General features: G+C 69.3%; 13 protein-coding genes. 2 read left to right on the top strand and 11 right to left on the bottom strand.

The features are described from left to right. Positions 1-26 precede the first annotated feature (26 nt). The 10 genes from VFZ39_RS11940 to VFZ39_RS11895 all read right to left on the bottom strand — a co-directional run bounded on the left by VFZ39_RS11940 (position 27) and on the right by VFZ39_RS11895 (position 14507). A complete protein-coding gene (locus VFZ39_RS11940; protein ID WP_330865981.1) occupies positions 27-1007 on the bottom strand; it encodes an electron transfer flavoprotein subunit alpha/FixB family protein in 981 nt (326 codons plus the stop codon). Beyond that, entirely contained in the window at positions 1004-1771 is a 768-nt protein-coding gene (locus VFZ39_RS11935) for an electron transfer flavoprotein subunit beta/FixA family protein (protein ID WP_330865980.1), read from the bottom strand. The genes VFZ39_RS11940 and VFZ39_RS11935 overlap by 4 nt, the downstream gene beginning before the upstream one ends. Before the next feature lie 10 nt (positions 1772-1781). Further along, positions 1782-4346: an FAD-dependent oxidoreductase gene (locus VFZ39_RS11930; RefSeq protein ID WP_330865979.1), complete on the bottom strand. Its 2565-nt coding sequence runs from the start codon at positions 4344-4346 to the stop codon at positions 1782-1784. A gap of 115 nt (positions 4347-4461) precedes the next feature. Next, positions 4462-6081 carry a BCCT family transporter gene (locus tag VFZ39_RS11925; protein ID WP_330865978.1) on the bottom strand — a complete coding sequence of 540 codons (1620 nt, stop codon included), beginning with the start codon at positions 6079-6081 and terminating at the stop codon, positions 4462-4464. A gap of 52 nt (positions 6082-6133) precedes the next feature. Further along, the gene (locus VFZ39_RS11920) at positions 6134-7132 is read right to left on the bottom strand and encodes an ABC transporter substrate-binding protein (RefSeq protein ID WP_330865977.1); all 999 of its coding nucleotides are present in this window, start codon (positions 7130-7132) and stop codon (positions 6134-6136) included. Between the two features lie 57 nt (positions 7133-7189). Beyond that, positions 7190-9235: an ABC transporter permease gene (locus VFZ39_RS11915; RefSeq protein WP_330865976.1), complete on the bottom strand. Its 2046-nt coding sequence runs from the start codon at positions 9233-9235 to the stop codon at positions 7190-7192. After that, positions 9232-10308 (bottom strand): glycine betaine/L-proline ABC transporter ATP-binding protein, encoded by a 1077-nt coding sequence (locus VFZ39_RS11910; RefSeq protein WP_330865975.1) that lies wholly within the window; start codon positions 10306-10308, stop codon positions 9232-9234. Before VFZ39_RS11910 ends, VFZ39_RS11915 begins: the two co-directional genes overlap by 4 nt. Further along, positions 10305-11996 carry a choline dehydrogenase gene (gene betA / locus VFZ39_RS11905; protein WP_330865974.1) on the bottom strand — a complete coding sequence of 564 codons (1692 nt, stop codon included), beginning with the start codon at positions 11994-11996 and terminating at the stop codon, positions 10305-10307. The genes VFZ39_RS11910 and betA overlap by 4 nt, the downstream gene beginning before the upstream one ends. Positions 11997-12009: 13 nt before the next feature. Continuing rightward, the gene (locus VFZ39_RS11900; RefSeq protein WP_330865973.1) at positions 12010-13479 is read right to left on the bottom strand and encodes an aldehyde dehydrogenase family protein; all 1470 of its coding nucleotides are present in this window, start codon (positions 13477-13479) and stop codon (positions 12010-12012) included. A gap of 242 nt (positions 13480-13721) precedes the next feature. Then, positions 13722-14507 carry an IclR family transcriptional regulator gene (locus tag VFZ39_RS11895; RefSeq protein ID WP_330865972.1) on the bottom strand — a complete coding sequence of 262 codons (786 nt, stop codon included), beginning with the start codon at positions 14505-14507 and terminating at the stop codon, positions 13722-13724. Between the two features lie 47 nt (positions 14508-14554). Between VFZ39_RS11895 and purU the strand changes: the two genes are divergently transcribed. After that, positions 14555-15448, top strand: coding sequence for a formyltetrahydrofolate deformylase (purU, locus tag VFZ39_RS11890; protein WP_330865971.1), 894 nt, complete (start codon positions 14555-14557; stop codon positions 15446-15448). A gap of 54 nt (positions 15449-15502) precedes the next feature. Further along, complete coding sequence (locus tag VFZ39_RS11885; RefSeq protein WP_330865969.1) at positions 15503-17182, top strand: formate--tetrahydrofolate ligase; 1680 nt, start codon at positions 15503-15505, stop codon at positions 17180-17182. Positions 17183-17282: 100 nt separating this feature from the next. On the opposite strand, the gene VFZ39_RS11880 is transcribed toward VFZ39_RS11885, so the two are convergent. Next, positions 17283-17597, bottom strand: a 315-nt coding sequence (locus VFZ39_RS11880; RefSeq protein ID WP_330865968.1) for a trimethylamine methyltransferase family protein, incomplete at its 5' end; no start/stop codon positions are given.

The raw sequence follows: 17597 nt of genomic DNA, 5'->3' as shown, positions 1-17597 counted from the left end.
GCACCAGCGTAGGTGGGACCCCGTGATCAGGACCGGCGGCTGCGGATCTCCTCGTTGATCGCCGGGACGACCTCGTGCATGTCGCCGACCACGGCGTACGTGGCGCGGGTCATCATCGGCGCCTCGGCGTCGGTGTTGATCGCGAGGATCACCTTGGAGCTGGCGCAGCCGGCCCAGTGCTGGATGGCGCCGGAGATGCCGCAGGGGATGTAGAGGTCCGGTGAGATCCGGCTGCCGGTCTGCCCGACCTGCTCGTGGTGGGGTCGCCAACCGAGGCTGGTGACCACGCGGGAGACGCCCACCACACCGCCGAGCAGCTCCGCGAGCTCGTCGACCGCGGCGAACCCACCTGGTCCCCCGGCACCGCGACCGGCACCGACCACGACCGAGGCGGACTTCAGCGAGCCGGACTCGTCGGCCTCCTTGACCCCGGTGGAGTGCACCCGGGCCACCAGGTCGGCCTCGGCCACCTCGGGGCTGAACTCGTGCCACGCCGCCGGCGGGCCGTCGACCGGCGCGGCCACCCACGAGTGACCTGCCACGGTGAACAGCGCCGGCCGGGTCGCCAGCGTCATCTCCTCCAGGGCTGCGCCGCCGATCACCTGCCGGGTCACGGTGAAGGGCGAGAGCCCGGAGAAGGCGACCACGTTCGCTGCCATCGGTACGTCGAGGCGGGCGGCCAGGTGGGCGAGCACCTCGTTGCCGCGTGGTGTCCCGGCTGCGGTCACGACCACCGAGGAGGTGTCCGCGCGTGCCGCCTGTACCGCGGCTGCCCAGCTGGCGCCGCCGTACGCGTCGAACGCGTCGCCGGTGGCATGCCGTACCTCACTCACGCCGTGCCGGCCGAGCTCGGCTGCCAGCGCGTCGCGGTCGGGCACGTCCCCGACCAGCACCGCCCGGATCGCGATGCCGCCGCCGGCCTCGGACAGCGACCGGGCGAAGGCCAAGGTCTCCAGCGACACCTCGGCGGACGTGCCGTTCTCCAGCTCGACCAGGACCAGGATCATCGGAGCACCTTCAGACTCTCCAGGAGGTCGACCACGGCCGGCGCGGCGACCGCGCCCTCGCCGAGCACCTCCACGTTGCTCGGCTGGGCGGGCGGCACCTGCAGCTTCACCCGGTCCGCCCCGTGCGGGTCACCCGCGAGCGTGCGCGTCTCGACCTCGATCTTCTTCGCCGCCATCCGGCCCTTGAGGCTCGGGTAGCGCGGCTCGACCCCGCCCTCGAGGACCGTGACCACGGCGGGCAGCGGCACCGAGAAGCTCTCCTCGCCCTCGGGCCCGTCGCCGCGGGTGATGGCACGCCCGTCTGCGGTCTCCACCACGGAGACACCGTTGACCACCGGCCAGCCCAGGGCGTAGGCGAGCCGGATGCCTACCTGGAAGTCGCCGCTGTCGGCGGCGTCGTTGCCCAGCAGCACCAGGTCGTAGCCCGACCCCTTGGCGGCGTGGTCCTCGACCACCGCTGCGATCTCGCGCGCGACGTCGGCCGGGCCGAGCGCCACGGGGTCGGCCTCCACCAGGGTCGCCGCATGACACCCCAGGGCCAGCAGGCTCCGCAGCTGCTCGACCGAGTCGGCGGGCCCGACCGTCACCAGTGCCACCGAGCCGCCGGTCGCGTCGGCGACCCGGATCGCCAGCTCCACCGCGCTGTTCTCGTGGTTGCTCACGGTGTAGCCGACGTGCCGGGCGTCGACGGACTGCTCGTCGGCTGCGAGCATCACCTGACCTGCAACGTCCGGCACCCGCTTCACGCAGACCAGGACCCTCACGGCAGCCCCCTCATCGCAGTCTCGTGTTCTCGGGGTCGAGCACCGGCGCCGCGTCGGCAGCGACGACGGTCACCGGGTAGAGCTCCTCCATGTAGGACACGGCGAGCTCGTTGCCGACCCGGGCCTCGGCCGGAGGCAGGTAGGCCATCAGCAGGTGCTTGCCGAGCGACGGCGCCGAGCCGGCGGTGGTGACGTACGGGTGGTGGCCGTGACCGTCGATCAGCGTTCTGCCGTCCCGGGTCAGGATCGGCTCACCGCCCAGCATGTAGCGCTTCGTCCCCGACGCCGAGGTGTGGTCGTCCACAGCCAGGGTGCACAGCACGGTCTGGGGCCCTCCCTCGGAGAGGGCGTCCCGTTGCTCGAGGTAGGCCTGCTTGCCGACGAAGTCCGCCGCCTTCACCTTCGGTCGCTGCATCCCCGCCTCGACGATCGTCCGCTCGCCGTCGAGCTCGAAGCCGAAGGCGCGGTAGCTCTTCTCGATCCGGCCGGTGGTTCCGTAGACGCCGATCCCGACCGGCACCGCGCCGTGCGGAGCGCCCGCCTCCAGCAACAGGTCCCACAGCTCCGCGGCGCGGTCCATCGCCACGTAGAGCTCCCAGCCCAGCTCGCCGACGTAGGAGATCCGCGACGCGAGCACCGGCACCGCCTGTCCGGCGCCGTTCGACACCGTGATCTCGCGGCAGGTCAGGAAGCCGAACCCCTCGTTCGACAGGTCGGAGGAGGTCAGCGAGGACAGGATGTCGCGGGCTCGCGGGCCCCACAGACCGATCGTGGAGACGTCGTCGGTGCGGTCGGTGAGCGTGGTGGCCCCGTCCTCGGGCAGGTGGTCGGTGAACCACTTGCGGTCGGCCATCCCGTGCGCACCGCCGGTGACCACCCGGAAGTGGTCCCCCCCGGATTCAGCAGAGCCGAGGCGCATCACGGTCAGGTCGGACCTGAAGCCGCCCTTGGCGTCCAGCACCGGGGTGTAGATCACCTTCCCGACAGCGACGTCGCACTGCGCGACACAGGTCGTCTGCACCGCCTCGAGCGCTCCGGGACCTTCGATGTCGAAGACGCAGAACGCCGTGAGGTCGATGACCCCGGCAGCCTCACGCATCCGCAGGTGCTCGGCGTTGATGATCGGGCTCCACCAGCGTGCGTCCCACTCGTGCTCGCGCGGCATCACGGCGTCGCCGTACTCCTCGAGCAGTCCGGCGTTCGACTCGTACCAGAACGGCCGCTCCCACCCGACGGTCTCGAAGAACATCGCGCCGAGCTTCGTCTGCGACTCGTGCATGGGTGAGAGCCGCTGGTCGCGGTCGGACTCGTACTGCTCGGCGGGGTGGATGATCCCGTAGGTCTTGATGAAGGACTCGGTCGTGCGCAGCCTGGTGTGCTCGCGGCGCATCTGGTGCGGGTAGAAGCGGGCGATGTCGCTGTGGTGGATGTCGATCTCCGAGTGGCCGTAGGTCATCCACTCCGCCACGGCGCGCCCGACGCCGGGGCCCTCCTTGATCCAGACCGCGGCGGCGGTCCACAGCCCCTTGACGTTACTCTCTCCCAGGATCGGGTTGCCGTCACAGGTCAGCGAGAGCAGGCCGTTGATGGCGTAGCGCATCTCGGCGCCGTCGGCACCGAGCAGCTCGGGCATCAGCTCGAGGGCCTGCTCGAGCTGCGGGTCGAAGTCCTCGTCGGTGAAGGGGAGCTCGGTCGGCGAGAGCTTGGCCTGCTCGAGGGTGGGGATGTCCTCTGGCTCGTGGAGGATCGCGCGGTGGGCGTAGGAGCCGACCTCCATGTCCGCGCCGTGCTGACGCTCGTAGCAGAAGGTGTCCATGTCGCGGACGATCGGGAAGGTGATCTCACCCTCGGTCTCCGCCAGCTGCGGGCACGGGCCGACCGAGATCATCTGGTGCACCGCAGGAGTCAGCGGCAGGCTGACGCCGGCCAGGTCGCCGATCTTGGGACTCCACACGCCGCAGGCGATGACGACGTGCTCGGTCTCGATGTCACCCTTGTCGGTACGCACCCGACGGATCCTGCTGCCTCGAGGGCCGTCCTCGACGTCGAGGCCGGTCACCTCGCAGTTGGGAACGGTGGTGAGTGCGCCCAGCTCCATGGCCGACTCGCGCATGATGGTGCCGGCGCGCAACGAGTCGACCACACCCACGCCGGGCTGCCAGAAGGCGCCGATGAACTGGTCGGTCTCGATGAAGGGGACCTTCTCCTTGACGAACTCCGGGGACACCAGCTCGGCCTCGATGCCCCAGGCCTTGGCCGAGGACATCCGCCGCCGCAGCTCCTCCATCCGTTCCTCGGTGCGCGCGATCTCGAACCCGCCGCTCTGCGTGAAGACCCCCATCTCCTGGTACTGCTTCACCGAGTCCAGCGTCAGGTCGGTGATCTCACGCGAGTGGTCGGTCAGGAAGATGAAGTTGGAGGCGTGACCGGTCGAACCTCCGGGGTTGGGAAGCGGACCCTGGTCCAGCTGCACGATGTCGCGCCACCCGAGCTTCGCGAGGTGGTGTACCAGGCTGTTGCCGACGATGCCCGCGCCGATCACGACGACACCGGCTCGGCTGGGAACGTTGGCCATGACTGCTCTCCTTGTTGCGAATCACGCAACCTAGTGCGCGATGTGAAACACGATAAAATGTACGTCGCACTCCCCGGCTGCTGTCAAGCACAGCCGGGGAGGGCCGACGTCCTGCCTACGGGCCGTCAGGGAACCGCTGGGCGTGCTGCCACGCCTTGCGGGTCCGGGTCTCCATCGTCGACTCGAACTGCTCCTCCCGCAGAGACTTGACGAGCGAGACGCACATGCCGATCAGGATCAGCATGAAAGGCCCCGCGACGAGGATCACCAGTGTCTGCAGCGCGCTCAGACCACCGGCCCAGAGGAGCACCGCCGCCACCGCACCGGTGGCGACACCCCAGAAGATGGTGAGGGTGCGCTGCGGCTCCTCCTCGCCGTTCTGGCTGAGCATCCCCATCACGATCGACGCCGCGTCTGCGCCGGTGATGAAGAAGATCGCGATCAGGAAGACCGCGAGCGCGACCGTGATCGAGGACAGCGGGAACTGCCGCAGCAGCTCGAAGAGCGATGCCTCGAGCGCGATCCCGCCCTCGTCGGTCGTCGGCGGCGACCAACCCTGGTTGAGCTGCTCGTCGAGCGCCGAGCCGCCGAGGATGGCGAACCAGACGAACGAGACCAGGCTCGGGACCAGGATCACGTAGATCACGAACTGCCGGATGGTGCGGCCCTTCGAGATCCGCGCGATGAACATGCCGACGAAGGGCGTCCACGAGATCCACCATGCCCAGTAGAAGATCGTCCAGCCACCGAGCCACGAGCTGGCCTCGCTGTCGTAGACGCCGGTGTTGAAGGCCATCGACGGCAGGTGCGTGAGGTAGTCCCCCATCGTCTGGGTGAACGTGCTCAGGATGAACACGGTCGGGCCCACCACGAACAGGAAGAACACCAGCACAGCGGCCGCCACCGCGTTCGCGTTCGAGAGGTACTTGATGCCCCGCTCGACCCCGGAGACCGCCGACACCACGAAGCACGCGGTCAGCACCGCGATCACCGCCACCGCCAGGGTCTTGCTGCCGGCGCCCGACCCGAACACGTTGTCGATGCCGCCGGTGATCTGCAGCGCTCCCAGGCCGAGCGAGGTGGCGGACCCGAACAGCGTCGCGAAGATCGCGATCACGTCGATCGTCTTGCCCGGCGCCTTGCCCGCCTGCTCACCCATCAGTGGCCGGAACGTGGCCGAGATCAGGTTGCCGAACCCCTTCCGGTAGGCGAAGTAGCCGATCGACAGCCCGATCACGGCGTACATCGCCCAGGGGTGGAAACCCCAGTGGAAGAAGGTCCACTGCATCGCCAGCGCCGCTGCCTCGGCCGTACCCGGCTCGGCCTGCCCCAACGGCGGGGCGTTCAGGTGCGTCAGCGGCTCCGCCACGCCCCAGAACATCAGGCCGATGCCCATGCCGGTGGCGAACATCATCGACACCCACGAGAACGTCGAGAACTCGGGCTCGGAGTCGTCCGGGCCGAGCTTGATGTTGCCGTACCTGGTCACCGCGAGGTACGCCGAGAACAGCACGAAGGCCGCACTGGTGATCACGAACAGCCACCCGAAGTTGCCGGTCACCCACGTGAGCGCCGAGCCCGTCTTCTCCGCGAGGCCGTCCGGCCAGATCACGCCGATCAGCACGAAGCCGACCGACAGCGCCGCCGCGACGCCGAAGACGACCCTGTCGATCGGTGCTGCGGCAGGTCTGCCCGCCGCAGCCGGACCGGATGAACGTTCCCGAGTATCCGTCATTCCGTTTCCCTTTCCGTTGTCGGTTACGGGTCGCGGGTCTGTCCCACGTCCGTCACGGCAGCCAAGCCTCCACCTTGTCCGGGTTCTCCTCGATCCACTTCGCCGCGGCGTCCTCCGGTGACATCTTGTCGCTCGTGATGTAGGCGGCGACCTGGTTCTGGTCGTCGTTGGACCAGTTGAAGTTACGGACCAGGTCGACTGCCGTCGAGTCGGACTCCGACCACTCCGTCGAGACGAACTTCTTCAGCGGGGTGTCCGGGTAGGCGCATGCCACCTTGGCCGGGTCGTCCTGGCAGCCCTCCTCGTACGGTGGAAGTGCGACCTGCTCCATCGGCACCTCGGCGTGGACGTACTGCGGCTCCCAGAAGTAGCCGATGAGGAACTCCTTGTTCTCCTCGGCCTGCGTGAAGGCCGTGATCGTGGCCGCCTCGCCGCCGGAGAAGACCACCTTGAAGTCGAGCCCGAGGTTGTCGATGATCGCCTCGTCGAACTGGACGTACGACGGGTCCGACCCGAGGAACTGGCCCTGTCCGCCGGACTCCGAGGTGGCGAACTCCGAGGCGTAGTCGTTCAGGTTTTCGTACTCGAGGATGTCGGGGTGCTCCTCGGCGAGCCAGCCGGGGACGTACCAACCGATGATGCCGACGTTGCCGTTCTCGCCGAAGTCGGTGGCGCTACCGTCACCACCCTTCTCGGCCACGAACTTCTTCTCGAGGTCGGGGTGGCCCCAGTCCTCGATGACGACGTCCACCTCGCCGGTGCCGAAGCCCTGCCAGGAGACGTCCTCCTTGAGGTCCTTGTAGTTGACCGTGCACCCGAGCTGCTCCTGGGCGACCGTCCCGACCACGTAGGCACTGGCCTCGTAGCCCACCCACGGGTTGACGGCCATGTTGAGCTCGCCGCACTCGCCTCCGGCGGCGTCGGCGTCCTCCTGGTTGGCCTGGGTCTGCTCCCCGATGTCACCTCCGCCGCAGGCCGTCACCACGGCCACGCACGCCACGGCCGCGACCGCGCGGGCACCTCGCATCCAACTGTTCCGCGTGTTCCGCATTCCGTCTCCTCTGTTACGTCGTGCGTGTTTCTCTGTTGTGTGCACCGAGCTCTTGGGTCAGCCCATGGCGGATCGCCACCAGGGCCGCTTGGTCGGATCATGGGTGACGGACTCCTTGACGGCCGCGGCGCGGGCGATCCGGTCGATCATGATCCCGATCAGCACGATCGTGATGCCGGCACAGGCGCCCTTGCCCCACTCCTCCGACCGGGAGAAGCCGAGGACCACGTCGTACCCGAGCGCGCCGGCGCCGACCATCCCACCGATGACCGCCATGGACAGCATGTAGAGCAGTCCCTGGTTGGCCGCGAGCACGAGCGAGCCCCTGGCCATCGGCAGCTGGACCTTGGTGATCTCCTGCCAGGTCGTCGCGCCGGTCGAACGGGACGCCTCCACCGTGGTGGAGGAGACGCCGGAGACGCCGTCGGCCACGAGCTTGATCGCCACCGGTGCCGCGTAGATGACGCCGGCGACGATCGCGGTGAAGCGGGTGGGGCCGAACAGGGCGAGCATCGGGATCAGATAGACGAACGGGGGGATCGTCTGGCCCGCGTCCAGGAGTGGCCGTACCACCAGGTCGACGGACTTGCTGCGTGCCATCAACACACCGAAGATCAGTGCCAGCACCATGACCAGCACGGTGCCGACCAACGTCATGTTCAACGTGATCATCGCGTCGTGCCATAGGTCGAAGAACCAGATGCCCGCGATGCAGATGACGGTCGGGAGCAGCGCTCGCAGACCACCGAAGACCGCGGCGAAGGCCAAGATGCCGGTCGCCGACACGTACCAGGGGGACTCCGCGAGCAGCTCCTGCATCGGGTTGAGCAGCAGCTCGCTGATCAGGTTCTTGAACCACTCGGTAGCGCCGCCGAACACGTCGACGAACCACGCGGTGAACCGGTTGACGGCATCCGCGATGCGGGCCCCCAGGTCGTTCTCGGGGAACTCCGCCGCCCACGTGAAGTAGCGCGACATCCACAGCGCCACGACCACCGGCACGGCCAGCGCGGCCAGCACGATCCGCCGACGCTTCAGGTCGATGCCACCGCGGGCGGCCTTCTCGGACGCCTCACTCGCGGCAGTGGTCGTGCGGTCGAGCATGACCGCCATCACCACGATCAGCATGCCCGGGACGAACGCTCCCCCGACGTCGTTCTTGAACAGCGCGGAGAGGACCGGCTGACCCAGGCCCGGACCGTCGACGTACGCCGCGATCGTGGCCATCGACAGCGCGGCCATGATCGTCTGGTTCACGCCGACCACGATGGTCTTGCGCGCCATCGGCAGCTGCACCTTGCGGAGCCGTTGCCAGCTGGTCTGTCCGGCCGAGTCGGTGGCCTCGATGGTGGTGGTGGACACCGAGCGGATGCCGTGACCGGCGATCCGGATCAGCGGTGGGAGCGCGTAGATCAGGGTGCACACGACGGCCGCGGAGGCCCCGATACCGAAGAACAGCACGATCGGCAGCAGGTACACGAACGTCGGCATCGTCTGGAAGATGTCGAGGATCGTGTTGATGATCGAGTTGCCCACCCGGCCGCTGGTGCCGAGCATCACGGCCAGCGGCATCCCGATCACGATTGCGACGGTGACCGCCACGAACGTGACGATCAGCAGGTCCATGGAGTCCGACCAGTAGCCGAACAGCCCGAACGACGCGAAGGACGCCGCGACGAGCAGGGCGATCCGCCAGCCGGCGACGGCCAGCCCGACCCACGTCGCGACCGCGGTGACTCCCAGCCAGCCGATCTGCGGGACCGGCCGTGGGAAGTCGGGGATCGAGATCATCCGCTGGAGCCACTCGACGGCCACCTTGAACCACTCGCCGAGCTGGTAGGTGAACTGGATGAAAGGGTTCGTGTCGCGGCTGGCGAGGACTGTGTCGCGGAACTCCGTGAACGTGTTGTGCAGGTCGGTGTGCTCCCGTGCGCCGAGGGCGAGCGTGTCCTGGCCCTTGGTGAACGACCAGACCACGATCCAGACCCCGAGCACGATGAGCGCCCACGCCCACCGTGGCAGCGAGCGGGGTTCGGGCGGGGCTGGAGGCGGTTCCTTGGCCTCCGGCTGCGGCGCCGGCGCCGGCTCGAGGAGTGTGCTCATGTCGCCGCCTCCTCCTCGGCGACCACCACGCGGAGGATCGCGTCGTCGTCCACGATGCCGACCAGCTTCCCGTCGTCAACGACCCGGACCGGATGGTCCGAGGCCAGCGCGGCTCGTGCTGCCTGGCGGACGACCGTGTCGGACGTCATCACTGGACCCTCGGTCGAGTCGTCGGCGCGCGGCTCGCGCATCACCCACTTGAGAGTGAGCACGTGCGACCGGGGTACGTCGCTGACGAAGTCCTTCACGTAGTCGTCGGCCGGCGCAGCCACGACCTCGTCAGGAGTCCCGACCTGGATCACCGCACCGTCGCGCAGGATCAGGATCCGGTCGCCGAGCTTGAGCGCCTCGGCCAGGTCGTGGGTGATGAACACCATCGTCTTGCCGAGCTCGTGGTGGAGCCGGATCACCTCGTTCTGCATGTCCCGGCGGATCAGCGGGTCGAGCGCCGAGAACGGCTCGTCGAACAGCAGCAGGGACGGATCGTTCGCGAGCGCCCGCGCCAGGCCGACCCGCTGCTGCATGCCGCCCGAGAGCTGGTCGGGGTAGGAGTGCTCATAGCCGGTGAGGCCGACGAGGTCGACGATCTCCGCGGCCCTGGTCCGACGGTCCTTCTTGGCCTCGCCGCGGATCTCGAGACCGTAGGCCACGTTGTCGATGACCTGCCGGTGGGGCAGCAGCCCGAAGTGCTGGAACACCATCGCGGTGTGGTGACGGCGCAGCTCGCGCAGCTGCGACTCGTTGGCCTGCGTGAGGTCCTGCCCGTCGATCACGACGTCGCCGGCGGTGGGCTCGATCAGCCGGGTCAGGCACCGGATCAGGGTCGACTTGCCGGATCCCGACAGGCCCATCACCACGAAGACCTCGCCGGGAGCGACGTCGAACGAGACGTCACGGACCCCGACCACGCAGTCCGTCTTCTCCTTCAGCTCGGCACGGGAGAGCTCGGCGTCGGGCGTGCCGATGATCTTGTCGGCCTCCCTGCCGAAGATCTTCCAGAGATTGCGGACCGAGAGTGCCGCGTCGCCCGAGTCCGTCGACACCGCCGCTTCCTGACGGATCATGGTGCTCATCTGTTCTCCTCGAGGTTGCGGCTGTCGCCGGGTGGATAGAGCGGGCTGCCGTCGCGGCGGCGGTAGTACGGGACGTCGGCGGGAGGCAGCGGAGTGTTGCCGCGGATCAGGTCTGCCGCCTTCTCGGCGACCATCATCACCGGCGCGTAGATGTTGCCGTTGGTCACGAACGGGAAGACCGAGGCGTCGACGACCCGCAGACCGTCGACCCCGTGCACCCGCATGGACGACGGGTCGATGACCGAGCTCTCGTCGATCCCCATCTTCGCCGTGCACGAGGGATGCAGTGCGGTCTCGGCGTCCTGGCGGACCCACTCCAGGATCTCCTCGTCGGTCTCGACCGACGGCCCGGGCGACAGCTCGCCGTCGTTGTAGGCGTCGAACGCCGGCTGGGTGAGGATGTCGCGCGCGACCCGCACCGCCTCGACCCACTCCCTGCGGTCGTTGGGCGTCGAGAGGTAGTTGAACCGCATCGACGGGTGCTGCCGCGGGTCGGTGCTGCGGATGCGCACCCAGCCCCGGGTGTCGGCGTACATCGGACCGATGTGGACCTGGTAGCCGTGGCCCTTCGTGGGTGCCGACCCGTCGTACCGGACCGCGATCGGCAGGAAGTGGAACATCAGGTTCGGGTAGTCGACGTCTTCGTTGCTGCGCGCGAAGCCGCCGCCCTCGAAGTGGTTGGTCGCCCCGAGGCCGCGGCGGTGGACGAGCCAGTCGTAGCCGATCTTGGGCCGCGCCCGCCACCGGAGGCCGGGCGCGATCGAGACCGGCTGCTTGCTCGCGTACTGGATGTAGACCTCGAGGTGGTCCTGGAGGTTCTCGCCCACGCCCGGACTGTGGTGGACGACGTCGATGCCGTGCTGCCGGAGCAGCCCCTCGGGACCCACGCCGGACAGCTGGAGCAGCTGCGGGCTGGCGATCGCGCCGCCGCAGAGGATCACCTCGCCGGCGGCGGCCTGACGCGAGACCCCGGCCCGCCGGTAGTCGACACCCACGGCGCGGGTGCCCTGGAAACGCACACCGGTGACGAAGGCGAGCGTCTCCACGGTCAGGTTCTTGCGGTGCTTGACCGGGTGGAGGTACGCACGCGCCGCCGACAGCCGTCGACCGCGGTAGACGTTGCGGTCGAACCTGGCGAAGCCCTCCTGCCGGTAGCCGTTGACGTCGTCGGTGAGCGGGTAGCCGGCCTGCTGCGCCGCCTCGAAGAACGCCGTGAACAACGGGTTGTCGGCCGGGCCACGCTCCAGCTTGAGCGGCCCGTCACCGCCGCGCCAGTCGTCGGCGCCGGCGATGCAGGTCTCCATCTTCTTGAAGTACGGCAGGCAGTGGAGGTAGTCCCACTCCTTCATCCCCGGCTCGGCCGCCCACCGCTCGTAGTCGAGCGGGTTGCCGCGCTGGAAGATCATGCCGTTGATGGAGGACGACCCGCCCAGCACCTTGCCGCGGGCGTGGAACACCTTGCGGTCGTGGAGGTCCGGCTCCGGATCGGTCTCGTAGCGCCAGTCGTAGAGGCGGCTGCCGATCGGGAACGGCAGTGCGGCCGGCATGTGGATGAACGGGTCGAGCTTGATGTCCGAGCGACCCGCCTCCAGCACGAGCACCGACGTACCCGCGTCCTCCGAGAGCCGGGCACCGAGCGCACAGCCGGCGGAGCCTCCTCCGACGATCACGTAGTCGTAGCGCTTCATCCCCGGCTCCCGCCTAACCCGCGAACCAGCGCTGCTCGACGGGACGGATGTTGTGCCAGACGTGCTTGGTCTCCCGGTACTCGTCGAGGCCCGCCTGGCCGAGCTCCCGGCCGGTGCCGGACTGCTTGTAGCCGCCCCACTCCGCCTGCGGTACGTACGGGTGGTAGTCGTTGATCCACACCGTGCCCATGCGCAGCCGGCCGGCGACCCGCTGCGCCCTGCCGGCGTCCTGGGTCCAGACCGCACCCGCGAGGCCGTAGATGCTGTCGTTGGCGATCGCGACCGCGTCGTCCTCGTCGCGGAACGTCTCGACGGTCAGCACCGGGCCGAACGACTCGTCCTGGGCGACCGACATCGAGCTCGTGACGCCGTCGAGGATCGTCGGCAGGTAGTAGAAGCCGTCGGCGAGCGCGGGGTCGTCCGGCCGGCGGCCACCGCAGCGGAGGACGGCGCCCTCCTCCAACCCGCGCGCGACGTACGCCTCCACCTTGTCGCGATGGGCGGCGCTGGTCAGCGGGCCGGTCTCGGCCTTGTCGTCGAACGGGCCGCCGAGCCGGATCAGCTGCGCCCGCTCCACCAGCCCGTCGACGAACTCGTCGTGGATCGACTCCTCGACGACCAGTCGGGCACCGGCCGAGCAGACCTGGCCGGAGTGGAGGAACACCGCGGTCAGCGCGTAGTCGAGCGCGACCGCGCGGTCAGCGTCGGCGAAGACGATGTTGGGGTTCTTGCCGCCCAGCTCGAGAGCGACCTTCTTGACGGTGGCCGCGGCCGACTCCATGATCCGGCGTCCGGTGACCAGCCCGCCGGTGAACGACACCAGGTCGACCCGCGGGTCCTCGGACAGGGGGGCGCCGGCGTCCGCTCCGGCGCCGAGCACCAGGTTGCCGACTCCGGCCGGCAGGCCGGCCTCCTCCAACAGCTTCATGAGGTGGACCGCGGTGTGCGGCGTCAGCTCGCTCGGCTTGAGCACGAACGTGTTGCCCGCGGCGAGGCAGGGCGCGACCTTCCACGACACCTGCAGCAGCGGGTAGTTCCAGGGGGTGATGAGGCCACACACGCCGATCGGCTCGTGGACCACGCGGCTGACCACATCGACGTTCCCGGTGTCGACGACCCGGCCTGCCTCCTCGGCTGCCACGTGGCCGTAGTGGCGGAAGACGCTGACGACGTCGGCGACGTCGTACTCCGCTTCGACCAGCCGCTTGCCGGTGTCGAGCGCCTCCAGCCGCGCCACGTCGGCGGCGTCGCGCTCGAGCAGGTCGGCGACACGCAGCAGCAGGTCGCCCCGCTCGCGCGCCGGGGTCGCCGACCAGGCGCCGTCGTCGAAGGCACGGCGGGCGGCCGCGATCGCGGCTTCGGTGTCCTCGCGGGCGGCCTCGTCGACCAAGCCGACGGGTGTACCGTCGGCAGGGCACGAGATCTCCCGCTGCGCGCCCGCGAGCGCGCTCGTCCACGCTCCGTCGATGTAGAGCTGTGGCATGGGCGACCCCCACTTCTGGCGCCGTCTGTTGCGCATCGTGCAATGGAATGCTGTCCGCGCAACTGGCTTTGTCTGCTGAGAATGCTGCGGTCCGGCCCGAGCGTCAAGCGTCTGCGCCCGTTTCGTGACCTTGCCGTGGATCCTGCCGGTTGTCGGGGAACAGGGTCTTGACCGGTGGCCGCGCTGCCGTTTGGACACCAACGGCGTGAACACGCCGAGCCAGGCTGCTCTATCTGCCCATATCAGCGGTGGCCCCACCCGAGCCGGTGGGACACCTCCTCGGCGGCCTCGACCAGCCGCCGGGCCACGTCGTCCACGCGGTCCGCGGTCAGCCGGAACGTCGGGCCGGACACGCTCATGGACGCCACGACGTCACCGTGGGAGTTGCGGATCGGGGCCGCCACGGCGGTCAGTCCTACCTCGAGCTCGTCGACCGCGATGGCATAGCCGAGCTCGCGGACCCGGTCGAGCTCGTCACGCAGCGCCCGCTTCTTCGTGATGGTGTGGGAGGTGTACGTCGGGAGCGAACCGAGCATCGCGTCGAGTCGCGGCCGGTCCAGGCCGGTGAGGAGAACCTTGCCGTTGCTCGTGGCGTGCAGGGGAATGTGCTGCCCGACCCAGTTGTGCGGCTGGAGGGCGGAGGACCCGGCCACCTGGTCGAGGTAGAGCGCGCTGCGCTCCGACAGCACCGCGATGTTGACCGTCTCACCGGTGTCGGCGGCCAGCTGCCGGCAGACCGGCCGGGCCTCCTGCACCAGGTCGAGCCGGGCGGTGGTGGCGCCGGCGAGCCGCAGCACCCCCACGCCGAGCCGGTACTTGCCGCGGTCGCCCGCCTGCTCCACCAGACGGTGCTGCTCGAGCGTCGCGATCAGCCGGAACGCGGTGCTCTTGTGGACGTCGAGCTCGGCGGCGAGCTCGGTGACCCCTGCCTCACCGACCCGGGCGAGCACCTCGAGGATCGTCAGCGCCCGGTCGACCGACTGGACGCCTCCGGGAGCCACGTCGCGGACCTCCGCGGTGTTGCTCATGGCGCGACAGTAGCGCACAGCCTGTTGCTTATCGCACACTTCGTTTCGTGCAGCGCAACGTGACCGCACCCGCGGTGTCCGGCACCGCCCCGGTCGGCGACTTCGTGCTGGTGCTGTCGTGCCCCGACCGCCCCGGCATCGTGCACGCCGTCACGGGGTTCCTGGTCAAGCACGGCGGGAACATCGTGGAGAGCCAACAGTACGGTGACCCCGACACCGGCCGGTTCTTCATGCGGATCGACTTCACGACGACCGGGACCCACGGCGCCGAGGCACTGCGAGAGGACTTCGCGTCCGTGGCGGACGAATACACGATGGAGTACCAGCTGTGGGCCGCGGCGGCGCCGTTCCGCACCCTGATCATGGTCTCCCGCTACCTGCACTGCCTGAACGACCTGCTGTTCCGGACCACGACCGGGTCGTTGCAGATCGAGGTTCCGCTGGTCGTCTCCAACCACCGCGACGCCGAGGCGCTGTGCCGCTCCTACGGCGTCGTCTTCCACCACCTCCCCGTCACCCCGGACACGAAGCCCCAGGCCGAGTCAGAGCTGCTGCGCCTGGTGGAGGAGCACGGGATCCACCTCGTCGTGCTGGCCCGCTACATGCAGGTGCTCAGCGACGACACGTGCCGCGCGCTCGCCGGTCGGGCCATCAACATCCACCACTCGTTCCTGCCGAGCTTCAAGGGAGCCAAGCCCTACCACCAGGCGTTCGACCGTGGCGTCAAGCTCGTCGGCGCCACCGCCCACTACGTCACGGCCGACCTCGACGAGGGGCCGATCATCGAGCAGGACGTCACCCGCGTCGACCACGGCTACACGCAGGACGCGCTGGTCTCGGCAGGACGGGACGTGGAGGCGCAGGTGCTCTCCCGCGCGGTGCGCTGGCACTCGCAGTCGCGGGTGCTGCTCAACGGCACTCGTACGGTCGTCTTCCGCTGAGGGAACATCACACAGATCACAGATCACAGAGCCGGAGAGAGAAGGAGACCGACCGTGCTGTCGGACATCGAGATCGCCAACGCCGCCGTGCTGCGTCCCATCAAGGACGTCGCGGCCGACACGCTCGGGATCCCCGAGGAGCGCCTGGTGCCGTACGGCCACTACAAGGCCAAGGTCGATCCGACGTACCTGAGCTCCCTCGCCGACCGACCGCTGGGCCGGTTGGTCCTGGTGACGGCGCTGTCGCCGACGCCGCCGGGCGAGGGAAAGACCACGACCACGGTCGGTCTGACCGACGCCCTGCACGGCCTGGGGCACCGCACGATCGCGTGCCTGCGCGAGCCGTCCATGGGCCCGGTGTTCGGCATGAAGGGCGGCGCTGCCGGGGGTGGCTACAGCCAGGTGGTGCCGATGACCGACATCAACCTGCACTTCACCGGCGACTTCGCTGCGCTCGCGGCGGCGAACAACCTGCTCGCCGCCCTGATCGACAACCACGTCCACCACGGCAACGAGCTCGACATCGACGTCCGCAGCGTCACCTGGAAGCGCGTGCTCGACATGAACGACCGCGCGCTGCGCGACGTGGTGGTGGGGCTCGGTGGGCACGCGAACGGGTTCCCCCGTTCCGAGGGCTTCGACATCGTCGTTGCGTCGGAGCTGATGGCCATCTTCTGCCTGACGGAGTCCTGGGCCGACCTGAAGCAGCGGATCGGCGACATCGTGATCGGCTACACCCGAGCGATGAAGCCCGTCACGGCTCGGGAGCTCGGCGCCGACGGCGCGATGGCGGCGCTGCTGCGCGATGCGCTGGCGCCGAACCTGGTGCAGACCATCGAGGGAGCCCCAGCCTTCGTGCACGGCGGACCGTTCGCGAACATCGCTCACGGCTGCAGCTCGGTGATGGCGACCCGGGCCGGGCTGCGGCTCGCCGACATCGTGATCACCGAGGCCGGCTTCGGGGCCGACCTCGGAGCCGAGAAGTTCGTCGACATCAAATGCCGCAAGTCCGGGCTCCGGCCCGACCTCGCCGTCGTGGTGGCGACCGTACGCGCGCTGAAGTACCACGGCGGCGTACCCCTGGCAGAGCTCGCCACCGAGGACCTGGCCGCGGTCGAGGCGGGGATGGTCAACCTGCGTCGACACCTCGCGAACGTGCGCGACGTGTACGGCATCCCGTGCGTCGTCGCGATCAACCGGTTCCCGAGCGACACCGACGCGGAGGTCACGGCCGTCGTCGACCTGGTCGCCGCCGAGGGAGTCCGCGCGTTCCCGGCGACGCACTTCGCCGACGGCGGCACCGGGGCCGAAGGACTGGCAAAGGGGGTGCTGGCAGCCCTGGACGAGCCCTCGCCCGACACGTTCTCGTTCACCTACGAGGACGACCTGTCGCTCACCGAGAAGGTCGAGGCGGTGGCCACCAAGCTGTACGGCGCCGCGCTGGTGACCTGGGACGCCAAGGCGCTGCGCCGGCTGCAGCGGATCGAGAGGGACGGGTACGGCACGCTGCCCGTGTGCGTCGCGAAGACGCAGTACTCCTTCTCCACCGACCCGAAGTCGGTGGGCGCGCCGTCGGGCCACGAGCTGCACGTGCGGGAGGTCCGGCTGTCGGCGGGAGCCGGGTTCGTCGTCGTGGTGTGCGGCGACATGATGACGATGCCCGGCCTGCCCCGGGACCCCTCCGCCTCGCGGATCGACCTCGCCGACGACGGGACCATCCTCGGCCTGTCCTGAGCCGACGTCGCCGGAGCCGGACCCCGGGGGTGTCGAGGCTCAGGCGCCAGGACGCCTTCGCACCCCAACCACCGGGGCCATCACGTGCGTCAGGGCGCGGTCAGTCGCCGAGCTCCGCGCGGCGTCGTACGACGTACTCCTCGAGCTCCTCGCGGATGGCGTCGTCCAACGCGGGCTGCTCGTACTCCTCGAGCCGCTTCTTCCAGATCTCCGACGCCCGGTCGGCGGTGTCGCGGCCGCCGCCGCGCATCCAGCGCTCGTAGTTGTCCGAGGAGGACAGGAACGGCCGGTAGAAGCAGGTGCGGAACCGCTCCATGGTGTGAGCGGCCCCGAGGAAGTGGCCGCCGTGGCCGACCTCCTCGTGTGCGTCGAAGGCCATGGACGCCTCGTCGATCTCGAGCGGGGTGAACTCGTG

The sequence above is a fragment of the Nocardioides sp. genome, assembly GCF_036374615.1.
In the GTDB taxonomy this organism is placed as follows: domain Bacteria; phylum Actinomycetota; class Actinomycetes; order Propionibacteriales; family Nocardioidaceae; genus Nocardioides.
The sequence above is the reverse complement of the archived record's forward strand: the minus strand, read 5'-3'. Positions and strand labels throughout refer to the sequence as shown.